9 protein-coding genes and 2 pseudogenes are annotated in these 15,775 nt (G+C 69.6%); 5 read left to right on the forward strand and 6 right to left on the reverse strand.

Features of this window, described 5'->3' with window-relative positions; genetic code table 11:
- Positions 1–398: 398 nt before the first annotated feature.
- Entirely contained in the window at positions 399–989 is a 591-nt protein-coding gene (locus ACFWWU_RS07710; RefSeq protein WP_384140426.1) for a hypothetical protein, read from the reverse strand.
- 1,194 nt (positions 990–2,183) lie between these two features.
- Here ACFWWU_RS07710 and ACFWWU_RS07715 point away from each other — a divergent pair.
- The gene (locus tag ACFWWU_RS07715; protein WP_384140429.1) at positions 2,184–3,383 is read left to right on the forward strand and encodes a S8 family serine peptidase; all 1,200 of its coding nucleotides are present in this window, start codon (positions 2,184–2,186) and stop codon (positions 3,381–3,383) included.
- Here ACFWWU_RS07715 and ACFWWU_RS07720 read toward each other — a convergent pair.
- From ACFWWU_RS07720 to rpmF, 3 genes and pseudogenes are all read right to left on the reverse strand, one after another.
- Positions 3,367–4,677, reverse strand: a complete 1,311-nt coding sequence (locus ACFWWU_RS07720; RefSeq protein ID WP_384140432.1) for a hypothetical protein — start codon at positions 4,675–4,677, stop codon at positions 3,367–3,369. The two genes, ACFWWU_RS07715 and ACFWWU_RS07720, sit on opposite strands and share 17 nt — an antisense overlap.
- 312 nt (positions 4,678–4,989) lie before the next feature.
- Positions 4,990–6,162: a GTP-binding protein gene (locus ACFWWU_RS07725; protein ID WP_384140435.1), complete on the reverse strand. Its 1,173-nt coding sequence runs from the start codon at positions 6,160–6,162 to the stop codon at positions 4,990–4,992.
- A 7-nt stretch (positions 6,163–6,169) separates the two neighbouring features.
- Positions 6,170–6,339 (reverse strand): annotated as a pseudogene (rpmF, locus tag ACFWWU_RS07730) (50S ribosomal protein L32).
- A gap of 202 nt (positions 6,340–6,541) precedes the next feature.
- On the opposite strand from rpmF, the gene ACFWWU_RS07735 reads away from it, so the two are divergent.
- From ACFWWU_RS07735 to ACFWWU_RS07745, 3 genes and pseudogenes are all read left to right on the forward strand, one after another.
- The gene (locus tag ACFWWU_RS07735) at positions 6,542–7,540 is read left to right on the forward strand and encodes an ROK family protein (protein ID WP_384140438.1); all 999 of its coding nucleotides are present in this window, start codon (positions 6,542–6,544) and stop codon (positions 7,538–7,540) included.
- A gap of 151 nt (positions 7,541–7,691) precedes the next feature.
- Positions 7,692–8,897 (forward strand): mannose-6-phosphate isomerase, class I, encoded by a 1,206-nt coding sequence (gene manA / locus ACFWWU_RS07740; protein WP_384140441.1) that lies wholly within the window; start codon positions 7,692–7,694, stop codon positions 8,895–8,897.
- A gap of 341 nt (positions 8,898–9,238) precedes the next feature.
- Positions 9,239–10,547, forward strand: a pseudogene (locus ACFWWU_RS07745) (cellulase family glycosylhydrolase).
- Between the two features lie 89 nt (positions 10,548–10,636).
- On the opposite strand, the gene ACFWWU_RS07750 reads toward ACFWWU_RS07745, so the two are convergent.
- Positions 10,637–11,683: a LacI family DNA-binding transcriptional regulator gene (locus ACFWWU_RS07750; protein WP_384140444.1), complete on the reverse strand. Its 1,047-nt coding sequence runs from the start codon at positions 11,681–11,683 to the stop codon at positions 10,637–10,639.
- Complete coding sequence (locus tag ACFWWU_RS07755) at positions 11,680–14,091, reverse strand: glycoside hydrolase family 2 protein (RefSeq protein WP_384140447.1); 2,412 nt, start codon at positions 14,089–14,091, stop codon at positions 11,680–11,682. Before ACFWWU_RS07755 ends, ACFWWU_RS07750 begins: the two co-directional genes overlap by 4 nt.
- 277 nt (positions 14,092–14,368) lie before the next feature.
- Between ACFWWU_RS07755 and ACFWWU_RS07760 the strand changes: the two genes are divergently transcribed.
- On the forward strand, positions 14,369–15,697 hold the full coding sequence (locus tag ACFWWU_RS07760; RefSeq protein WP_384140450.1) for an ABC transporter substrate-binding protein: 1,329 nt from the start codon (positions 14,369–14,371) through the stop codon (positions 15,695–15,697).
- Positions 15,698–15,775: the final 78 nt, after the last annotated feature.

Here is a 15,775-nt window from a genome sequence, read left to right on the forward strand (position 1 = left end):
CCGCAGCAGCCTCCTGCCTGGGTTCGGGCAGCCAGCAGTCCGTCGGCTTTCTGCTCGGCCATGGTCTCGGTCGCCTTCCAGCACCCCGTCGCGACGTACGGGGCGAGCACCGGCGAGCCTCCGCGTGCCGGCCCTGCGACAGCCTCGCCGTCAACCCCAGGTAGTCAGCTGGTCCAGACTCGACGTCGGATCCTCCGCCGTCGAGCCTGGGGCCGATGACAGGGCGGTCAGGACGGGTTCCTTCTCCGCTCAGCGGTCGGCTGGCCGGCGGCGGGCGTATCGACCGGTTCCACGCGCTCGGGGCCGACCGCGGTTTCCCTCGCGCTCCGCCCGGGGAGAACCGCCGATCTCGGTGGTGCTGGTACGGGGACGGTGTGAACGCGCACGGCGGGAGCGTGTCAGCGGCGCAGGGCCGTTCGGAGCGTGAGTCCGTGGTTGCGCCGCAGCCGGTACAGCTCCCAGCACGACAGGGTCGTCACCGTGACGGGGGCGCCGAGGATGAAGATCATCCGGGCACCCGTCGGGACCTGGGCGTAGGTTTCGGTGATCACATCCAGGAGGGCCATCTCCCACACCAGGACGCCGGCGAGGATCGGGGGTAGCACTTCGTGGATGTCGGCGGTGCGGAACACGTGCATCAACGACAGTCCGATGCCGTAGAGCGCGAAGCCGATCGACCACAGGCACAGCACGACGATGATGATCCTGCCGGGAAGCCCCACGGCGTCCCGCAGTCCCGCCGACTCCGGGGCCATGGCGAGGGCGGAGGTGCCCATGGACGCCATGATGGCCAGTACCGAGCCGAAGGGGCGCAGAGCCCGGCGCAGGTACACCCGGCGCAGGCCGCCCCGTGCGGCCGCCACGAAGGCGCCGACCACTACGGGGAAGGTGCAGACGAGAACCAGCACGCTGGACCAGCTCTGGTCGAGGCGTTCGCTCGCCACGCCCTGGACGTCATCGGCGCTCGCGATGGCGTTGTAGGTGAGCATCAAACCCACCCAGGCGACGAGTCCCAGCCCGGTCCGCCACAACTGGAGCTTGCGGATCTTCCGATCGTTGACGATCTCGGGGCGTGAGGGACGGAAGGTCCGCCGGGCGGCGTACAGGGGGTTGTAGAGGCCGCGCAGGATGTTCCGGGCCCGCGAGGGTGCTGGGCGCGGCGGCGGGACCGGTGTGTAGGTCGGCGAGTACGGGTATCCGGGCGGAGGGCCGGGTTGGGCGTACGGGTATCCCGGCGGCGGACCGGATTGTGCGTACGGGTATCCCGGCGGCGGACCGGATTGTGCGTACGGGTATCCGGGCGGAGGGCCGGGTTGGGCGTACGGGTGCCCCGGTGGCGGACCGGGTTGGGCGTACGGGTGCCCCGGCGGAGGGCTGGATTGCGCATACGGGTACCCCGGCGGCGGACCGGCTTGGGCGTGCGGATGTCCCCCCGGGGGGACCGGAGGAGTCTGGGTGTGTCCCTGAGGTAGGTGCGCGCCGCTGCTGTCCGCCGGGTCACCGTACCCACCGCTGCCGTAACCGCTCATGCCACGTACCCCCGATGTCCCGCACGATCGAACCCAGGCATCCTAGGGCCTGTCGTTTGGATCATGCCGGGCTCGCGGCGCCTGGCACCGCGCCTCGCCGCGTTGTCGTCACTCGCCGACGCTCCGCGTCGACTCCCTCCTCCGCCTTGCGATGCACGCCACCAGACGCCGCTCCCTGATCCGGCCTGATCCAAACGACAGACCCTAGGTCCTGGACGTCCGACGGCAGGTCGCCGGCCAGGGGATCGTTCCCCAGAGACCGGCAGTCTCATGCGAAGTCCTCGTAACCAGGCACCGGTTCGGCAACGCCTCGGTGCCGGTTCCGTCGCCACCATCAAGACGGCCCGCGTCGGCATCTCGCGGTGCCGAAATCCTCGGAGCCGTCCGGCAACAGCCCGGAGGCGTGAAGCCCTGCTGTCATCGTGCGACAAGGACCTGGCCCGCCGTCGTGCGGCGGAGCGAGAACGTGCCCATTTCAGACGGGAGTTCGCCAGACGACGTGTGCGGTGTGGAGACGATGCGGAGAGATCATTAAGAAACCTTGTTGAATAAGCCCGACCCCCGGGTTCGCTCTTGATTTGCTCCTGCCAATCCGCACAGGGTTCTCTCGAACGTTTGACGCCCCACACGTCAACACGAGGAGAGACCCCTTTCATGGCAACTCACAAACGATCCCACGGTCTTCGTAACGCGGCCATAGCCACTGGTGTGGCAGGCGCTGCCGCTGCGGCGCTGTTCGCGAGCAACATCGCCGGAGCGGCCGCCCCGGCCGAAGGGACCGTGCACGGTCTCGGCGCCCCGGGCGCCGTCGCCGGCAGCTTCGTCGTCATCCTCGACGCAACCGCGAACAAGGCGGACCTCGCGAAGAAGTACGGCGGCACACTCGTGCGCTCCTACGGCTCCGAGGTCAACGGCTTCTCCGCGTCCGGCCTCAGCGTCGAGGAGGCCAAGCGCCTCGCCGCCGATCCGGCCGTCGGGACGGTCGTCCAGAACAAGCGGTTCAGCATCAACGAGACGCAGGAGAAGCCCCCGTCCTGGGGCCTGGACCGGATCGACCAGGCCGACGCGGAGGGCGACCAGAAGTACACCTACCCCGACAACGGCGGCGAGGGCGTGACCGCCTACGTCATCGACACCGGCGTACGGATCTCGCACCAGGACTTCGGCGGCCGGGCCGTCCACGGCTTCGACGCCGTGGACGGCGACAACACCGCCGACGACGGCAACGGTCACGGCACCCACGTCGCGGGCACCATCGCCGGCACCTCCCACGGCGTCGCCAAGAAGTCCAAGGTCGTCGCCGTTCGCGTCCTGGACGACAACGGCTCCGGCACCACCGAGCAGGTCGTGGCGGGCATCGACTGGGTCACCCAGAACCACTCCGGGCCCTCGGTCGCGAACATGAGCCTCGGCGGCGGCGCCGACGAGGCGCTGGACGCGGCGGTCAAGCGGGCCGTCGACTCCGGCGTGACCTTCGCGGTCGCGGCCGGCAACGAGTCCTCCGACGCCGGGCAGGGCTCGCCGTCCCGGGTGCCGGAAGCACTCACCGTGGCGTCCAGCACCAAGGACGACCAGCAGTCGGACTTCTCGAACTTCGGCGCGGTGATCGACCTGTACGCGCCCGGCTCGGACATCACCTCCGCCTGGAACGACAGCGACACCGGCACCAAGACGATCTCCGGCACATCCATGGCCGCCCCGCACGTGGCGGGCGCCGCCGTCCTGTACCTGGCGGCCAACCCGTCCGCGACGCCCGCCGACACCGCCGCCGCGCTGACCGGGGCGGCCACCGCGGACGCCATCAAGAACCCCTCCGCCGGCACCGCGAACAAGCTGCTCAAGGTCGCCCCGTAGCGACACCGTCGCACCACCGCCCGGCGTGACGGCCGCACGCCGGTGAACCGACCGAGAGGTGGCCCTCCGCGCCTGGAGGGCCACCTCCTTCCGTCAAGCAATCAGTTGCTGCCTCGTAGGAGTTGTCCACACCGTTTCCGCCGGTATAGATGCGGTTCTCCATCTCGGCCCAGTCGTTGATGGCGACGCCGCCGGAGGCGAGGTGCCTGAACCGGGTGGGATTGGCCGCGTCGGACCCGAACTGGTAGACCCGCCCGAAGGTGGAGTAGGGCTGGTAGGGGACGTAGGGGCCGGACGCCGTCGTCTGCTTGGACAGCAGGTTGTTGTAGAAGGCGTTCTGAGGGCCGCTGGATCCGGACCACTTGACCGCCTTGTTGCCGGCGCTCCAGTAGATCGGCCACCAGGTTCCCCTGTCGCTGACGCCTCCCTCGCCCCCGCAGTTGACGGCGCAGCTCTTGGAGGCGTGTGCCAAGGGGACGTGGACGACGTTGTTGTCGAAGAGGTTGCGGCGTTCCCATCCGCCGTGCAGGTTGAGGTCGGAGTCGAAGTCGTTCGCGACGGCGAAGTTGCCCGAAGAAGACCACTGGAAGGTGAAGTGGCGCAGGTTGCGGGTGGTGTTGAAGGCGTAGAGGGAATCCCAGACGCGTGAGCCGCGCAGGTAGCCGTTGCCGCCCTTGCCCTTGTTCCAGGAGCCGTCGAAGGTGTTGTTCTCGATCTGGAGGTTCTTGGCGACCTCGGTGACGATGGGATGGGAGCCGGTCATTTCGCCTCGGACCCCTCGGACCCAGGAGTTCGCGGCCCACTTGAAGACGAAGCCGTGCATCGAGTACTCAGGGGCGAGGTTGCCGTAGTTGTGGACGGGGCAGGTCGGTGCCTGGACCGTGCAGTTCGGATCGGCCTGGTAGGTTCCGCCGTCGAGCTTGGGCATCCCGTCGAGTCGCTGAGTGAAGGTGAGGTCCTCGAAGCCCACGTCCGTGATCATCCTGAGCGGGGTGACCTTGCTGGGGTAGGGATTGAGGTAGCCATCACGGACAGGCGCTGAGCCGTCGGAGATCGAGTTGACCGGCACGTCGAACTCCAGAGGCCTGTCGATGGTCACGGTGTGACCGTCGGCGTCGACCGAGGAGATGGTGAAGACCTGCAGGCGCATGTGCAGGTTCGACGGGTACTTCTCCTGCGCGGCCTCGATGTCGATCTGCTGGCTTGCATAGAAGTTCACGCTGTTCGCGGCGCCCACCCACAGGACGCCGGTGCCGATGATCGACCCGAGCTTGCCCGGACACTCGTGGCGCATCGTGTCCTGGTTCCAGCGGCTTCCCTCGTAGAGGGTGTCATAGCGGGTCGCGGTGTCCGGGCTGAAGACGATGCGGGCGCCGTGCGTCGGGTCCGTGCCCTGCCCTCGGATGACGAGGTAGGAGGCGTCGACGGCGAGCCGCTTGGTGACGTTGGCGGGCCGGTGCCCGCCATCTCAGTGCCGGTACCGGTTCCTGCGCGGCCGACCGAGGTGCTGACCACGCAGTCCGGCCCGGTCCCCCGCGGGGGACCGGGCCGGAGACGAACCGGGTCGGATGATGTCGTGGCTGCGACCACCGTCGACCCGGAAGCTTCAGGCCACCGCGCCGACGGCCGGATCGTGCTCGCAGGCGTCGTCGATTCCGTATGTCTCCCAGGCCGGGAAGTCGTCCTCGGCGGGGGCGACTTCGCCCGGGCCGAGCAGGCAGGCCTCAAGGGCCGCCCGCAGTGCATTGGGGCGCAGACCGGTACCGATGAAGACCAGTTCCTGGCCCTGGGCGGTGTCCGCGCCGACGGCGCCCGAGGGCTCGAAGCGGGCCACCGCCCCGGCCTGTGACCACAGGCCGGTCACGCGGGGGCGGCTGGCGAGCCGGAAGAAGCCCTTGGAGCGCAGGATGTGGCCGAAGGTGCCGCTGTCGAGGCCCTTGGTGACGAAGGTCCACAGTCGGCCAGGGTGGAACGGAAGGTCAGAGCGGAAGACCATGGAGGAGACGCCGTACTCCTCGGTCTCGGGGACGTGGTCGCCGTTGAGTTCCTTGACCCAGCCGGGGGCCTGCTGCGCCCGTTCGACGTCGAACAGTCCGGTGCCCAGGACCTGTTCGATGGCCACCTGTCCCCGGACCGCGGGCACGATCCGGGCGTCGGGGTTGAGGCGGGTGAGGGTGGCACGCAGCCGTGCCGCCTGGTTCGGCCCGACCAGGTCGAGCTTGTTGAGGACGATGACGTCCGCGAACTCGATCTGGTCCATGAGGAGATCGCTGACGGTTCGCTCGTCGTCCTCGTACTGGTCGAGGCCGCGGGCGGCGAGCTCGTCGCCGCCCGCGAGTTCGGGCAGGACGTTCGCGGCGTCCACGACCGTGACCATGGTGTCGAGGCGGGCGAGGTCGCCGAGGGTGGCGCCGTCGTCGCGGGGGAAGGAGAACGTCGCGGCGACCGGCATGGGCTCCGAGATGCCGCTGGACTCGATGAGCAGGTAGTCGAAGCGGCCCTCGCGGGCGAGCCGGTCGACCTCCTCGAGGAGGTCGTCGCGCAGGGTGCAGCAGATGCATCCGTTGGTCATCTCGACCAGGCGTTCCTCGGTGCGCGACAGCTCCGCTTCGCCACCGCGGACGAGCGCGGCGTCGATGTTGATCTCGCTCATGTCGTTGACGATGACCGCGACCCGCAGGCCCTCGCGATTGCCGAGGACGTGGTTGAGCAGCGTGGTCTTTCCCGCGCCGAGGAACCCGGACAGCACGGTCACGGGCAGTCGGTCGTGCGTCGTCATCAGCCGCTCAGCCCTCGGGGCGGATCAGGCCGCGTTCGTATGCCTTCACCAGGCGCTGCGGCACCTGGTACACCGATCCGTCGACCGTGATCGGCACCAGCTGAGGGTCGCTGCCTTCCACTGGGCGCGGCGGTGGCGGGTGTTGCTGCGGGACATCTTCCGCTTGGGAACGGCCATCAGTCTCTCCTGGCATGGGTGGGAAGGGCGCTGCGCACGCTATATGAAAACGGGTCTCATTATCAATATGCCATCCGAGGTGGGGTGTCGCAGTGAGCCCGAGATCGGGAACTTAACCGGGTCCGTTAGTCTCTGGACAACGTTGTCATCAGCGGGGCACAGTGTTGCTTCACGTGACGGTCGGTTCGGAGAGGTTGGCGTGATGGTGTACGGAGCACTGGACATCGGGGGTACGAAGATCGCCGGGGCCCTCGTCGATGCCGAGGGGCGCGTGGTGGTGCGGTCGCAGCGGCCGACTCCCGCACGCGAGTCCGCCGATGCCTTGATGGCCGCGGTCGCCTCGGTCGTGGACGACTTGGCGGCGCATCCCGAGTGGGCCTCGCTGTCATGCCTCGGTATCGGGAGCGCCGGGCCCGTGGACACGGTCGCGGGCACGGTGAGCCCGGTGAACATACCTGCGTGGCGTGCCTTTCCTCTGGTGGAGGGGGTAAGTCGCCATCCTGCGGTTCCGCGGGGCATCAGGCCGACGCTCATCGGTGACGCGGTCGCGATGACGGCGGCGGAACACTGGATCGGCGCGGCGAAGGGCGTGTCGAATGCCCTCTGCATGGTCGTCTCGACCGGCGTGGGCGGCGGTCTGATCCTCGGCGGCTCCGTTCACAAGGGGACGACGGGGAACGCCGGTCATATCGGGCACATCACCGTGGACCAGAACGGACCCGTGTGTCCATGCGGAGCCCGGGGGTGCGTCGAGCGGTACGCCAGCGGCACGGCGATCGCGGCGCATGCGCTGGAATCCGGCTGGATCCCCCCGGTCGGCCGCCCGGCCACCGCCGGCGAGGTCGAGATTTCGGCGCGTGCGGGTGACCCGAGGGCCCTCGCGGCGTTCGATCGGGCCGGCCGCGCCCTGGCGGCCGCCATCGCGGCGACCTCGGCGCTCCTGGAGCTCGACCTGGTCGTCATCGGCGGAGGTGTCTCCCAGGCGGGCGAGACGCTGTTCGCCCCGCTGCGGCAGCACCTGAAGTCGTACGCCGTGCTCGACTTCACGCGTGACGTGCCTGTCGTGCCCGCCCGACTGGCTCTCGACGCCGGACTGATCGGCGCGGCTGCCGCCGGTGCCGCCGCGACCGGCCTGACGCGTGCGGGAGCAGGCACGACGGGTCGGACGGTCATCTGCACGACGGGCCGGACGGCCATCTGACGGTCGGCTGCCGCCGGCGCCCCCGCCGGATCGCGGTGCCGGGCAGTCGTCACGTCCCGGCCCGCCGCACGCGTGCGGTCGCGGGGAGTCGTTGTGTCGCGGCGGCGTCGCGTTCCTTCCCTTTCATCCGTACGCGTCCCAGGAAAAGTACGTGGATCTTCTTCAGAACACCGTCCAGCCCTACGACTGGGGCTCCACCACGCTGCTGCCCGAGCTCATGGGCCTGTCGCCCACCGGCGCGCCCCAGGCCGAACTCTGGATGGGTGCCCATCCGGCAGCACCGTCCCGGGTCGTGAGGGGCGAGGGAGCCGTCCCTCTGGACCAGGTCATCTCCGAGGCCCCGGAGCCCGAGCTCGGAGCGGCCACGATGCGCCGGTTCGGCCCCCGCCTCCCTTTCCTGGTCAAGCTGCTGGCCGCCGACGCGCCGCTCTCCGTGCAGGTGCATCCCGACCTCGCCCAGGCGCAGGCCGGGTACGCGCGCGAGAACGCTCTCGGGGTGCCCGCGGATGCGCCGCACCGCAACTATCGTGACGCCCAGCACAAGCCCGAGATGATCGTTGCCCTCACCCCCTTCCGCGGGTTGTGCGGATTCCGGACTCCTGAGGACTGCGCCGATCTCCTCGACTCCCTGAAGGTTCCGGCCCTGCGGCCGTACGCCGAAACGCTGCGCGTCGTCCCCGAGGCGCAAGCCCTCGCCGAGGTGTTCCGCGCGTTTCTCCGCCCGATCCCGGGGCTGCTGGACGCCGTCGCGCAGGCGCTGGTGGCGGCCGCCGGCTCGGGCGGGGCCGGTGTCGACGCCTCCTCCGACGTCGACGCGTACGCCGCCGTCGCACGCGCCCATCCGGACGACCCCGGCCTGCTGTCCGCGCTCATGCTCCGCTACGTCGAACTGTTCCCTGGCGAAGCGCTGTTCCTCGGCGCCGGCGTTCCTCACGCATATCTCTCCGGTCTCGGCGTGGAGATCATGGCGAGTTCCGACAACGTCCTGCGGTGTGGACTCACTTCCAAGCACGTCGACGCGGACGAGCTCGTCCGCGTCGTCCGCTTCGGCGCGCTGCCGACACGCGTCCTCACGCCCCGCGAGGACGGGGGTGAGGGGGTGTATCCGGCCCCGGTCGACGACTTCCGCCTGTCGCGGTACGCCGTCAGGGCCGGAGAGCCGCCGAGGCCCCTGCTGCTCGACGCCCCGCAGATCGTTCTCTGCACCGAAGGCGCCGTCGCCGTTTCCTCTGACGGTGAGGCGCTCAGTATCGGAGCAGGCCAGTCCGTGTACCTGCCCGCAGGTGCCGAAGCCGCCCTACAGGGCGTCGGCATCGCCTTCCGTGCCACGACGGGGACTGCCGGCGCCGTCGGGTGATCATGTCGGCGACAACAAAACCAGAACTAACCTTAACCGGTTATGTTGTGGCTATTGTTATCAGCCATTCAGGCATCTAGCCTCAACTCGGCCGCCAGGAACCGGCAGGAACACACGCTGATCGACCAAAGGCGTTGACCTGACCGCCGGCGGTCACCCCCACTGCTCGGAACGAGCCGCAGCAATACGCCGAGCAGTGGGGCCCGGCGGCGGTCTGCCCACCACCCGTGGGCCCGCCCGGGGGCACACCGACCCCGACAGGCCGCGATCTCACTCCATGTCAGGCATGGCCGCGCCGACGCCTCCGGGCCCTCGACGCGGCACCGAGTTGGGAGCACCACATGAACAGGACACGGGTCTTCTCGGCAGCGACGACGCTCGCTCTCGCGGCCACGATCACCTCCGTCCCCGTCACGGCCCACGCCGCCGACCGCTCCGACGGCTTCCGTGTCGTGGACGGACGGCTCGTCGACGCCACCGGCAAGGACTTCGTCCTCCGGGGCGTCAACCACGCCCACACCTGGTACACCGGCCGGACGGAGCAGTCCCTGTCCGACATCAAGGCACTCGGAGCCAACTCGGCCCGGGTGGTGCTCAGTACCGGCACCCGCTGGACCAAGAACGACGCGGCGGACGTGGCGACCGTCGTCGCCCAGTGCAAGGCCAACCGTCTGGTCTGTGTCCTGGAGGCGCACGACACCACCGGCTACGGAGAGCAGGGCGGTGCCGCCTCGCTCTCCGAGGCCGTCGACTACTGGCTGGAGGTGGCGAGCGCCCTCAAGGGCCAGGAGAAGTACGTCATCGTCAACCTGGGCAACGAGCCGCACGGCAACGCCGGCTACACCGCCTGGACGCAGGACACCAAGGACGCGATCGGGCGGCTGCGCGCGGCCGGCTTCGACCACACCCTGATGGTGGACGCCCCCAACTGGGGCCAGGACTGGTCGAACACCATGCGCGAGAACGCGCCCGCCGTCTTCGCCTCGGACCCCGACCGCAACACCCTCTTCTCGATCCACATGTACGGCGTCTACGACACCGCCGCCGAGGTCGAGGAGTACCTCGGCAGCTTCGCCGACCGCGGACTCCCGATCCTCGTCGGCGAGTTCGGATACGACCACTCCGACGGCAACCCCGACGAGGACGCCATCATGGCCACCGCGCGCAGGCTGGACATCGGCTACCTGGGCTGGTCCTGGAGCGGTAACGGCGGGGGCGTCGAGTACCTCGACCTCGCGACGGGACTTCGACGCGACGCAGCTCACGGCCTGGGGCGAGCGGCTGTTCAACGGTCCGGACGGCATCCGCCGGACCTCGCACGAGGCCGGTGTCTACCGGCGCGGCTGCGCCGTCGCCTACCGTCTCGACGACTGGGGCACCGGCTTCAACGCCGACGTCACCGTCCGCAACACCGGCGAGCAGCCGGTCAAGGGGTGGAAGCTCGGCTTCGACCTCCCGAACGGCCGCACGGTGAACTCCGCTTGGAACGCCACCGTCGCCCAGGACGGCCGGCGGGTCCGCGCCGCCAGTCAGTCCTGGACCGAGGACATCCCGGTCGGAGGTGCCGTGAGCTTCGGCGTCAACGTGACGGGGGCCGGTGCGGTGCCCACCTCCTTCAGCCTCGACGGCGTCTCCTGCGTCAAGGGCTGACCCCTTGCCGCACCCGGTGAAGGGATCATGACGATGAGGGGCTGCCTCCCCCACGGGGAGGCAGCCCCTCATCGTCGTGACGGAACCGGCTACGCACGGCGTGGCGGCCCCGTGGACCCCCGAGGCGTCAGGGACGGCGTGGGCACCTGGAAGGCGCCCTCGTGAGTGCCCTCGATCACCCCGAACAGGGTTCGGGCGACCACCTCGCCGAACTGGTGGACGTCATGGCTCATCGCCGACAGCGGAGGGTGCGTCAGCCGGCACAACTGCGAGTCGTCCCAGGCCAGCAGGGAGACGTCGTCGGGGACCGACAGCCCCATCTCCGCGGCCACCGCGGCCCCGGCGACGGCCATGATGTCGTTGTCGTACACGATCGCCGTCGGCCGGTCCGGAGACATCAGGAGACTGCGGGTCGCCCGTGCCCCCTCCTCACCCGCGAAGCCGGTCGACACCTGGCGGCGCCCGTCCAGACCCAGTTCCGCCATGGTGGCCTCGAAGGCCGCAGCCCGGATCCCGCTGTGGCCGAGCCCCGAGAGGCCGCCCACGCGGGCGATCCGCTGGTGGCCGAGCGCCGCCAGGTACCGCACCGCCTCGGCCGCCGCCGAGGCGTCGTCCGTCCAGACGGACGGGAACCCGCCGGTCAGCGACGGATGCCCGACCGCGACGGCGGGCATGCCGAGGGCCCGCAGCGGAGGGATCCGGGAGTCGTCCTGGCGGAAGTCCACCAGGATCGCCCCGGCGACGGTCCGGCTGCGCCACCACTCCTGGTACAGGGCGGTCTCCTCGTCCAGGTCGCGGACGAGGCGGAGCAGCAGGGAGCAGGAGCGTCCGGCGAGGACGTCCTCGATGCCGGAGATGAACTCCATGTAGAACGGTTCGAGTCCGAGGAGCCGAGCAGGTCGGCAGAGCGCGAGACCCATGATGCCCGCCCGGCGTCCGGAGAGGTTGCGCGCAGCCTGATGCGGGCTCCAGCCGAGCTCCCTGGCGGCCTCGAAGATGCGATCCCGGGTCGAAGGGGACACTCCCGAACGGTTGTTGAAGGCGATGGAGACAGCTCCTTTGGAGACCCCCGCCCGCGCGGCGACGTCATTGATCGTGACGCGCGGGCCGGGGACGCGAGGGGCTGAGGCGCTCACACCGCTCCCACGCTGAACAGGGCCGCCCGGACGGCCTCCGGGTCGGTGCCCGTCCATCCGGTGACGGTGATGCGGGCCTCCTCGCCGGGCAGCAGCGTGACCAGGCCGAGGTCGGCGCCGGCTGTCGGGGCGAGACGGTCGGCCTGGAGGAGCAGGTCCCGTACCAGGGTCCGTGCGGTGACGACCACGTCCACCGCACCGCTTTCGGCGCGCGGCTCGATCAGCACGTCGTACACGGGTTCCGGGTACGCGAACTCCTTGTCGTACACGGGGAGATACACGGCCCGCAGCCCGTCCGCGTCCGCTACGAGGAGCTCCTTCGACGAGCCGCTCTCGGGGAGGAGCGAGGAAGGGACGACCAGCCGTACGACCGTTCGCGCCTCCGCTTCCAGGTCGAGCGCGGCCTCCTTGAGCACCGTGCCGTCCGCGTCGAGCCGGCGCAGGGTGACCGCGGTCTTCCAGGCGGTGCCGGACTGGTTGTCGAGAGCGAGGACCGGGCCTTCCCCGTCGGGTACGAGGCTGAGGACGCGGTCGGCGTAGACCCGGCGCAGCTCGTGGTAGAGCGGCTTGAGGCGGCCGTCGCCGTCGATCGCGGCCCAGGAGCTCACCGGCCAGCAGTCGTTGAGCTGCCACACGACTGTGCCCGCGCAGACCGGCCAGTGGGCGCGCCAGTGCTCGATGCCCGCCGCGACGGCCCGGGCCTGGACGACCTGGGCGAGGTAGTGCCAGCGGTCGAAGTCGTTCTCCGGCAAGCCGAAGTGGCGCTCGATGCCGCGGTCGAGCTTGCCGTTGCCGTCCTCGGCCTTCTGGTGGTGGAGCATGCCGGGGGAGTCCGGGGCGAGCTCCTCACCGGGGAGGGCGCGCCGCAGTGTCGCGAGGGCGGGCGGGGCCTGCCATCCGAACTCGGCGCAGAACCTGGGCACGTCGGCCCGGTACTCGGCGTAGTCCTGGCGGTTCCACACCTCCCAGGAGTGGTGGGTGCCGTGGCGGGGGTCGTTGGGGTGGTGGTCCCAGGAGCCGGACCAGGGGCTGCCCGCGGTGTACGGGCGGGTCGGGTCCAGCTCGGCGACGATCCGGGGCAGGATCCCGAGGTAGTACCCCTCGCCCCAGGAGTCACCGGCGAGGGGCGCTTCCCACTCCCAGTCGCGGAAGCCCCAGAGGTTCTCGTTGTTGCCGTTCCAGAGGACCAGGCTGGGGTGCGGCATCAGGCGGACAACGTTGTCACGCGCCTCCGCCTCGACCTCGCCGCGCAGTGGCTGTTCTTCCGGGTAGGCGGCGCAGGCGAAGAGGAAGTCCTGCCAGACCATGAGGCCGAGCTCGTCGCAGACGTCGTAGAACGCGTCGTCCTCGTAGATGCCGCCGCCCCAGACGCGGACCAGGTCGATGTTGGCCTCGGCGGCCTGGGTGAGGCGGGTGCGGTAGTGGTCGGGAGTGACCCGGGAGGGCAGGACGTCGTCCGGGATCCAGTTGACGCCGCGCGCGAAGATCCGCACGCCGTTGACGACGAAGGTGAAGCCGGTGCCGCGCTCGTCGGCGGACCGGTCGACCTCGACCGTACGGAAGCCGATCCGCCGCGACCAGTGGTCGAGCGGGGCGCCGTCCTCGTCGAGGAGCGTCACATCGAGCCCGTACAGCGGCTGCGTGCCGTACCCGCGTGGCCACCACAGCTCCGGCTCGGAGACCTCCAGGCGCAGCACCGTCTCCTCGCCTTCGAACGACGTCTCCGCGGTCGAGCCCCCGACGGTGGCTCGGAGGGTCAGTCGGCGGCCGGTTCCGGTCTCGGTGCGTGCGGCGCGCACGCGGAGCTCGACGCCGCCGGTCGTGCCGTCGACCGTGCCGTCGACCGTGACCAGCGGGCGGACCTCGGCGAGCCGCGCGGTCGACCAGTGCTCCAGGCGGACCGGGCGCCACATGCCGGCCGTCACGACGGTGGGACCCCAGTCCCAGCCGAACGAGCAGGCCATCTTGCGGATGTACTGGAAGGGCTCGGGGTAGACGTTGGGCCGGTCGCCGGTGAGGGCGCGGACCCGTTCGGCCTCGTCGTACGCCGAGGTGAAGAGCACCTCCAGCGGACCGGTCCGCCCGGTCACGTCGAAGCGGTGGACGCGGTGCATGTTCCGTGTGGAGCCGAGCGACTCGCCGTCGACCAGTACCTCGGCGGCGGTGTCCAGGCCCTCGAAGACCAGCTCGGACCGCTCGTGCCCGCTGTCGTGGGCGAGGTCGGTGACGTACGACCAGGCCCGCCGCCCCACCCACGCGATCTCGGTCTCGCCGAGGCCGAGGAACGGGTCGGGTATCACCCCGGCGTCGAGCAGGTCGGTGTGGACACAGCCGGGCACCTGGGCGGGGAGCCGTGCGTCCTCGTGGCGCAGGCTCCAGCCTTCGTGCAGTTCTGTGACGTCCTTCATTGTGTGCGGCTCCAATCGCCTGGCAGGGGGGCGGGATGCGTATACGGGCCGACAAGCTAGTCGTACATTTACTTAACTGTCCATGAACCGGTCAAGCTCCAGAGCTCAACGGCGAGTGTCAAGCCGCACGCGCGGCTTCCTCAGATCTTGATGCCCGGCGGGCCGTGGTAACGATTGAGCATCACGCTGGAAATGAGCACTTTACCGGTTCACGAACGGCTGACATAGTGCCGACATCCCACCGATGACCTGAGCCGTGACTTTGAAGGAGTTGGCGATGGGGAACAAGAAGACGCCGGTGCTCTCGGGCGCTGTGCTGGCCGCCGCGATGCTGGTCCTGTCGGCGTGCAGCGGGGGAGGCGCGGTCGCCACGGGGGAGACGGCGGCCGCTCCGTCCGACCCGAAGGAGGTCTCGGGCGAGATCAAGGTCCTCACGCAGCGGACCGACCTCGTCCAGAAGGGGGTCATGAAGGCCTACGCCGCCGAGTTCAACAAGATCTACCCCAAGGTCAAGGTGTCGTTCGACGGCATCACCGACTACGAGGGCGAGGTGAAGATCCGGATGAACACCAAGGAGTACGGTGACGTCCTCCTCATCCCCGCCGCGGTGGCCAAGAACGACTACCCCAAGTTCTTCGCACCCCTCGGCACCACCGCCGAGCTGTCGTCGAAGTACCGCTTCAGCGACAAGGCCGAGGTGGACGGCAAGGTCTACGGCATCGCCCAGTTCGGCACCGCCAACGGTTTCGTCTACAACAAGGCGCTGTGGAGGAAGGCCGGCATCACCGAGTGGCCGAAGACGCCGCGGGAGTTCCTCGCGGGGCTGAAGGCGATCAAGGAGAAGACGGGGGCGACCCCGTACTACACGAACTTCAAGGACGGCTGGCCGCTGGTCCAGTGGACCGCCAACAACGGCTCGGTCGGCTGTGACGCGGACGCGAGCAACAAGCTCGCCGGGCCGGTCTCGCCCTGGAAGGACGGCGGCGAGCTCCGCACCATCGACACCCTGCTCTACGACATCGCCAAGCAGGGGCTCTCGGAGAAGGACCCCACCACCACCAACTGGGAGACCTCCAAGGCCCTGCTCGCGGAGGGCAAGATCGCCACGATGATGCTGGGCTCCTGGTCGATCACGCAGATGCAGGGCGCGGCGAAGGACGCCGGTCTCAAGGCGGAGGACATCGGCTTCATGCCGTTCCCCGTCCAGAAGGACGGCAAGTTCTGCGCGGCCCTCGTCTCCGACTACCAGCAGGCCGTGAGCGCCTACTCCGGGAACAAGCCCGCGGCGCGCGCCTGGGTCGACTGGTTCACCGAGAAGTCCGGCTTCCCGGAGAAGGAGGGTGTGGTGTCCGCGGTCAAGTCCGCTCCCATGCCGGGCACGCTCAAGGATTACGTTGACAACGATGTCATCTTCTTCGACCGTTCCGAGTCGAAGACGGCGGCGGTCAACGACATCGACGACGCGGCGGAGATCGGTCTGAACAAGCCCGACTACCGGCAGAAGCTGATCGACACCGCGCGGGGCGCGGCGCGGGGCAGCGCCGAGGACTTCTTCGCCGACCTGAACAAACGGTGGGACGAGGCGGCGAAGACCACCGGTTCCTGACGGACCGGTGGAGTGGGCCCCGGCCGTACGACACCGGCCGGGGCTCCCTGGACCTCCCGCAGCCGCGGACACGAAAGG

Origin of the sequence: Streptomyces sp. NPDC058650 (assembly GCF_042717315.1) — a bacterium.
Classification (GTDB): Bacteria; Actinomycetota; Actinomycetes; order Streptomycetales; family Streptomycetaceae; genus Streptomyces.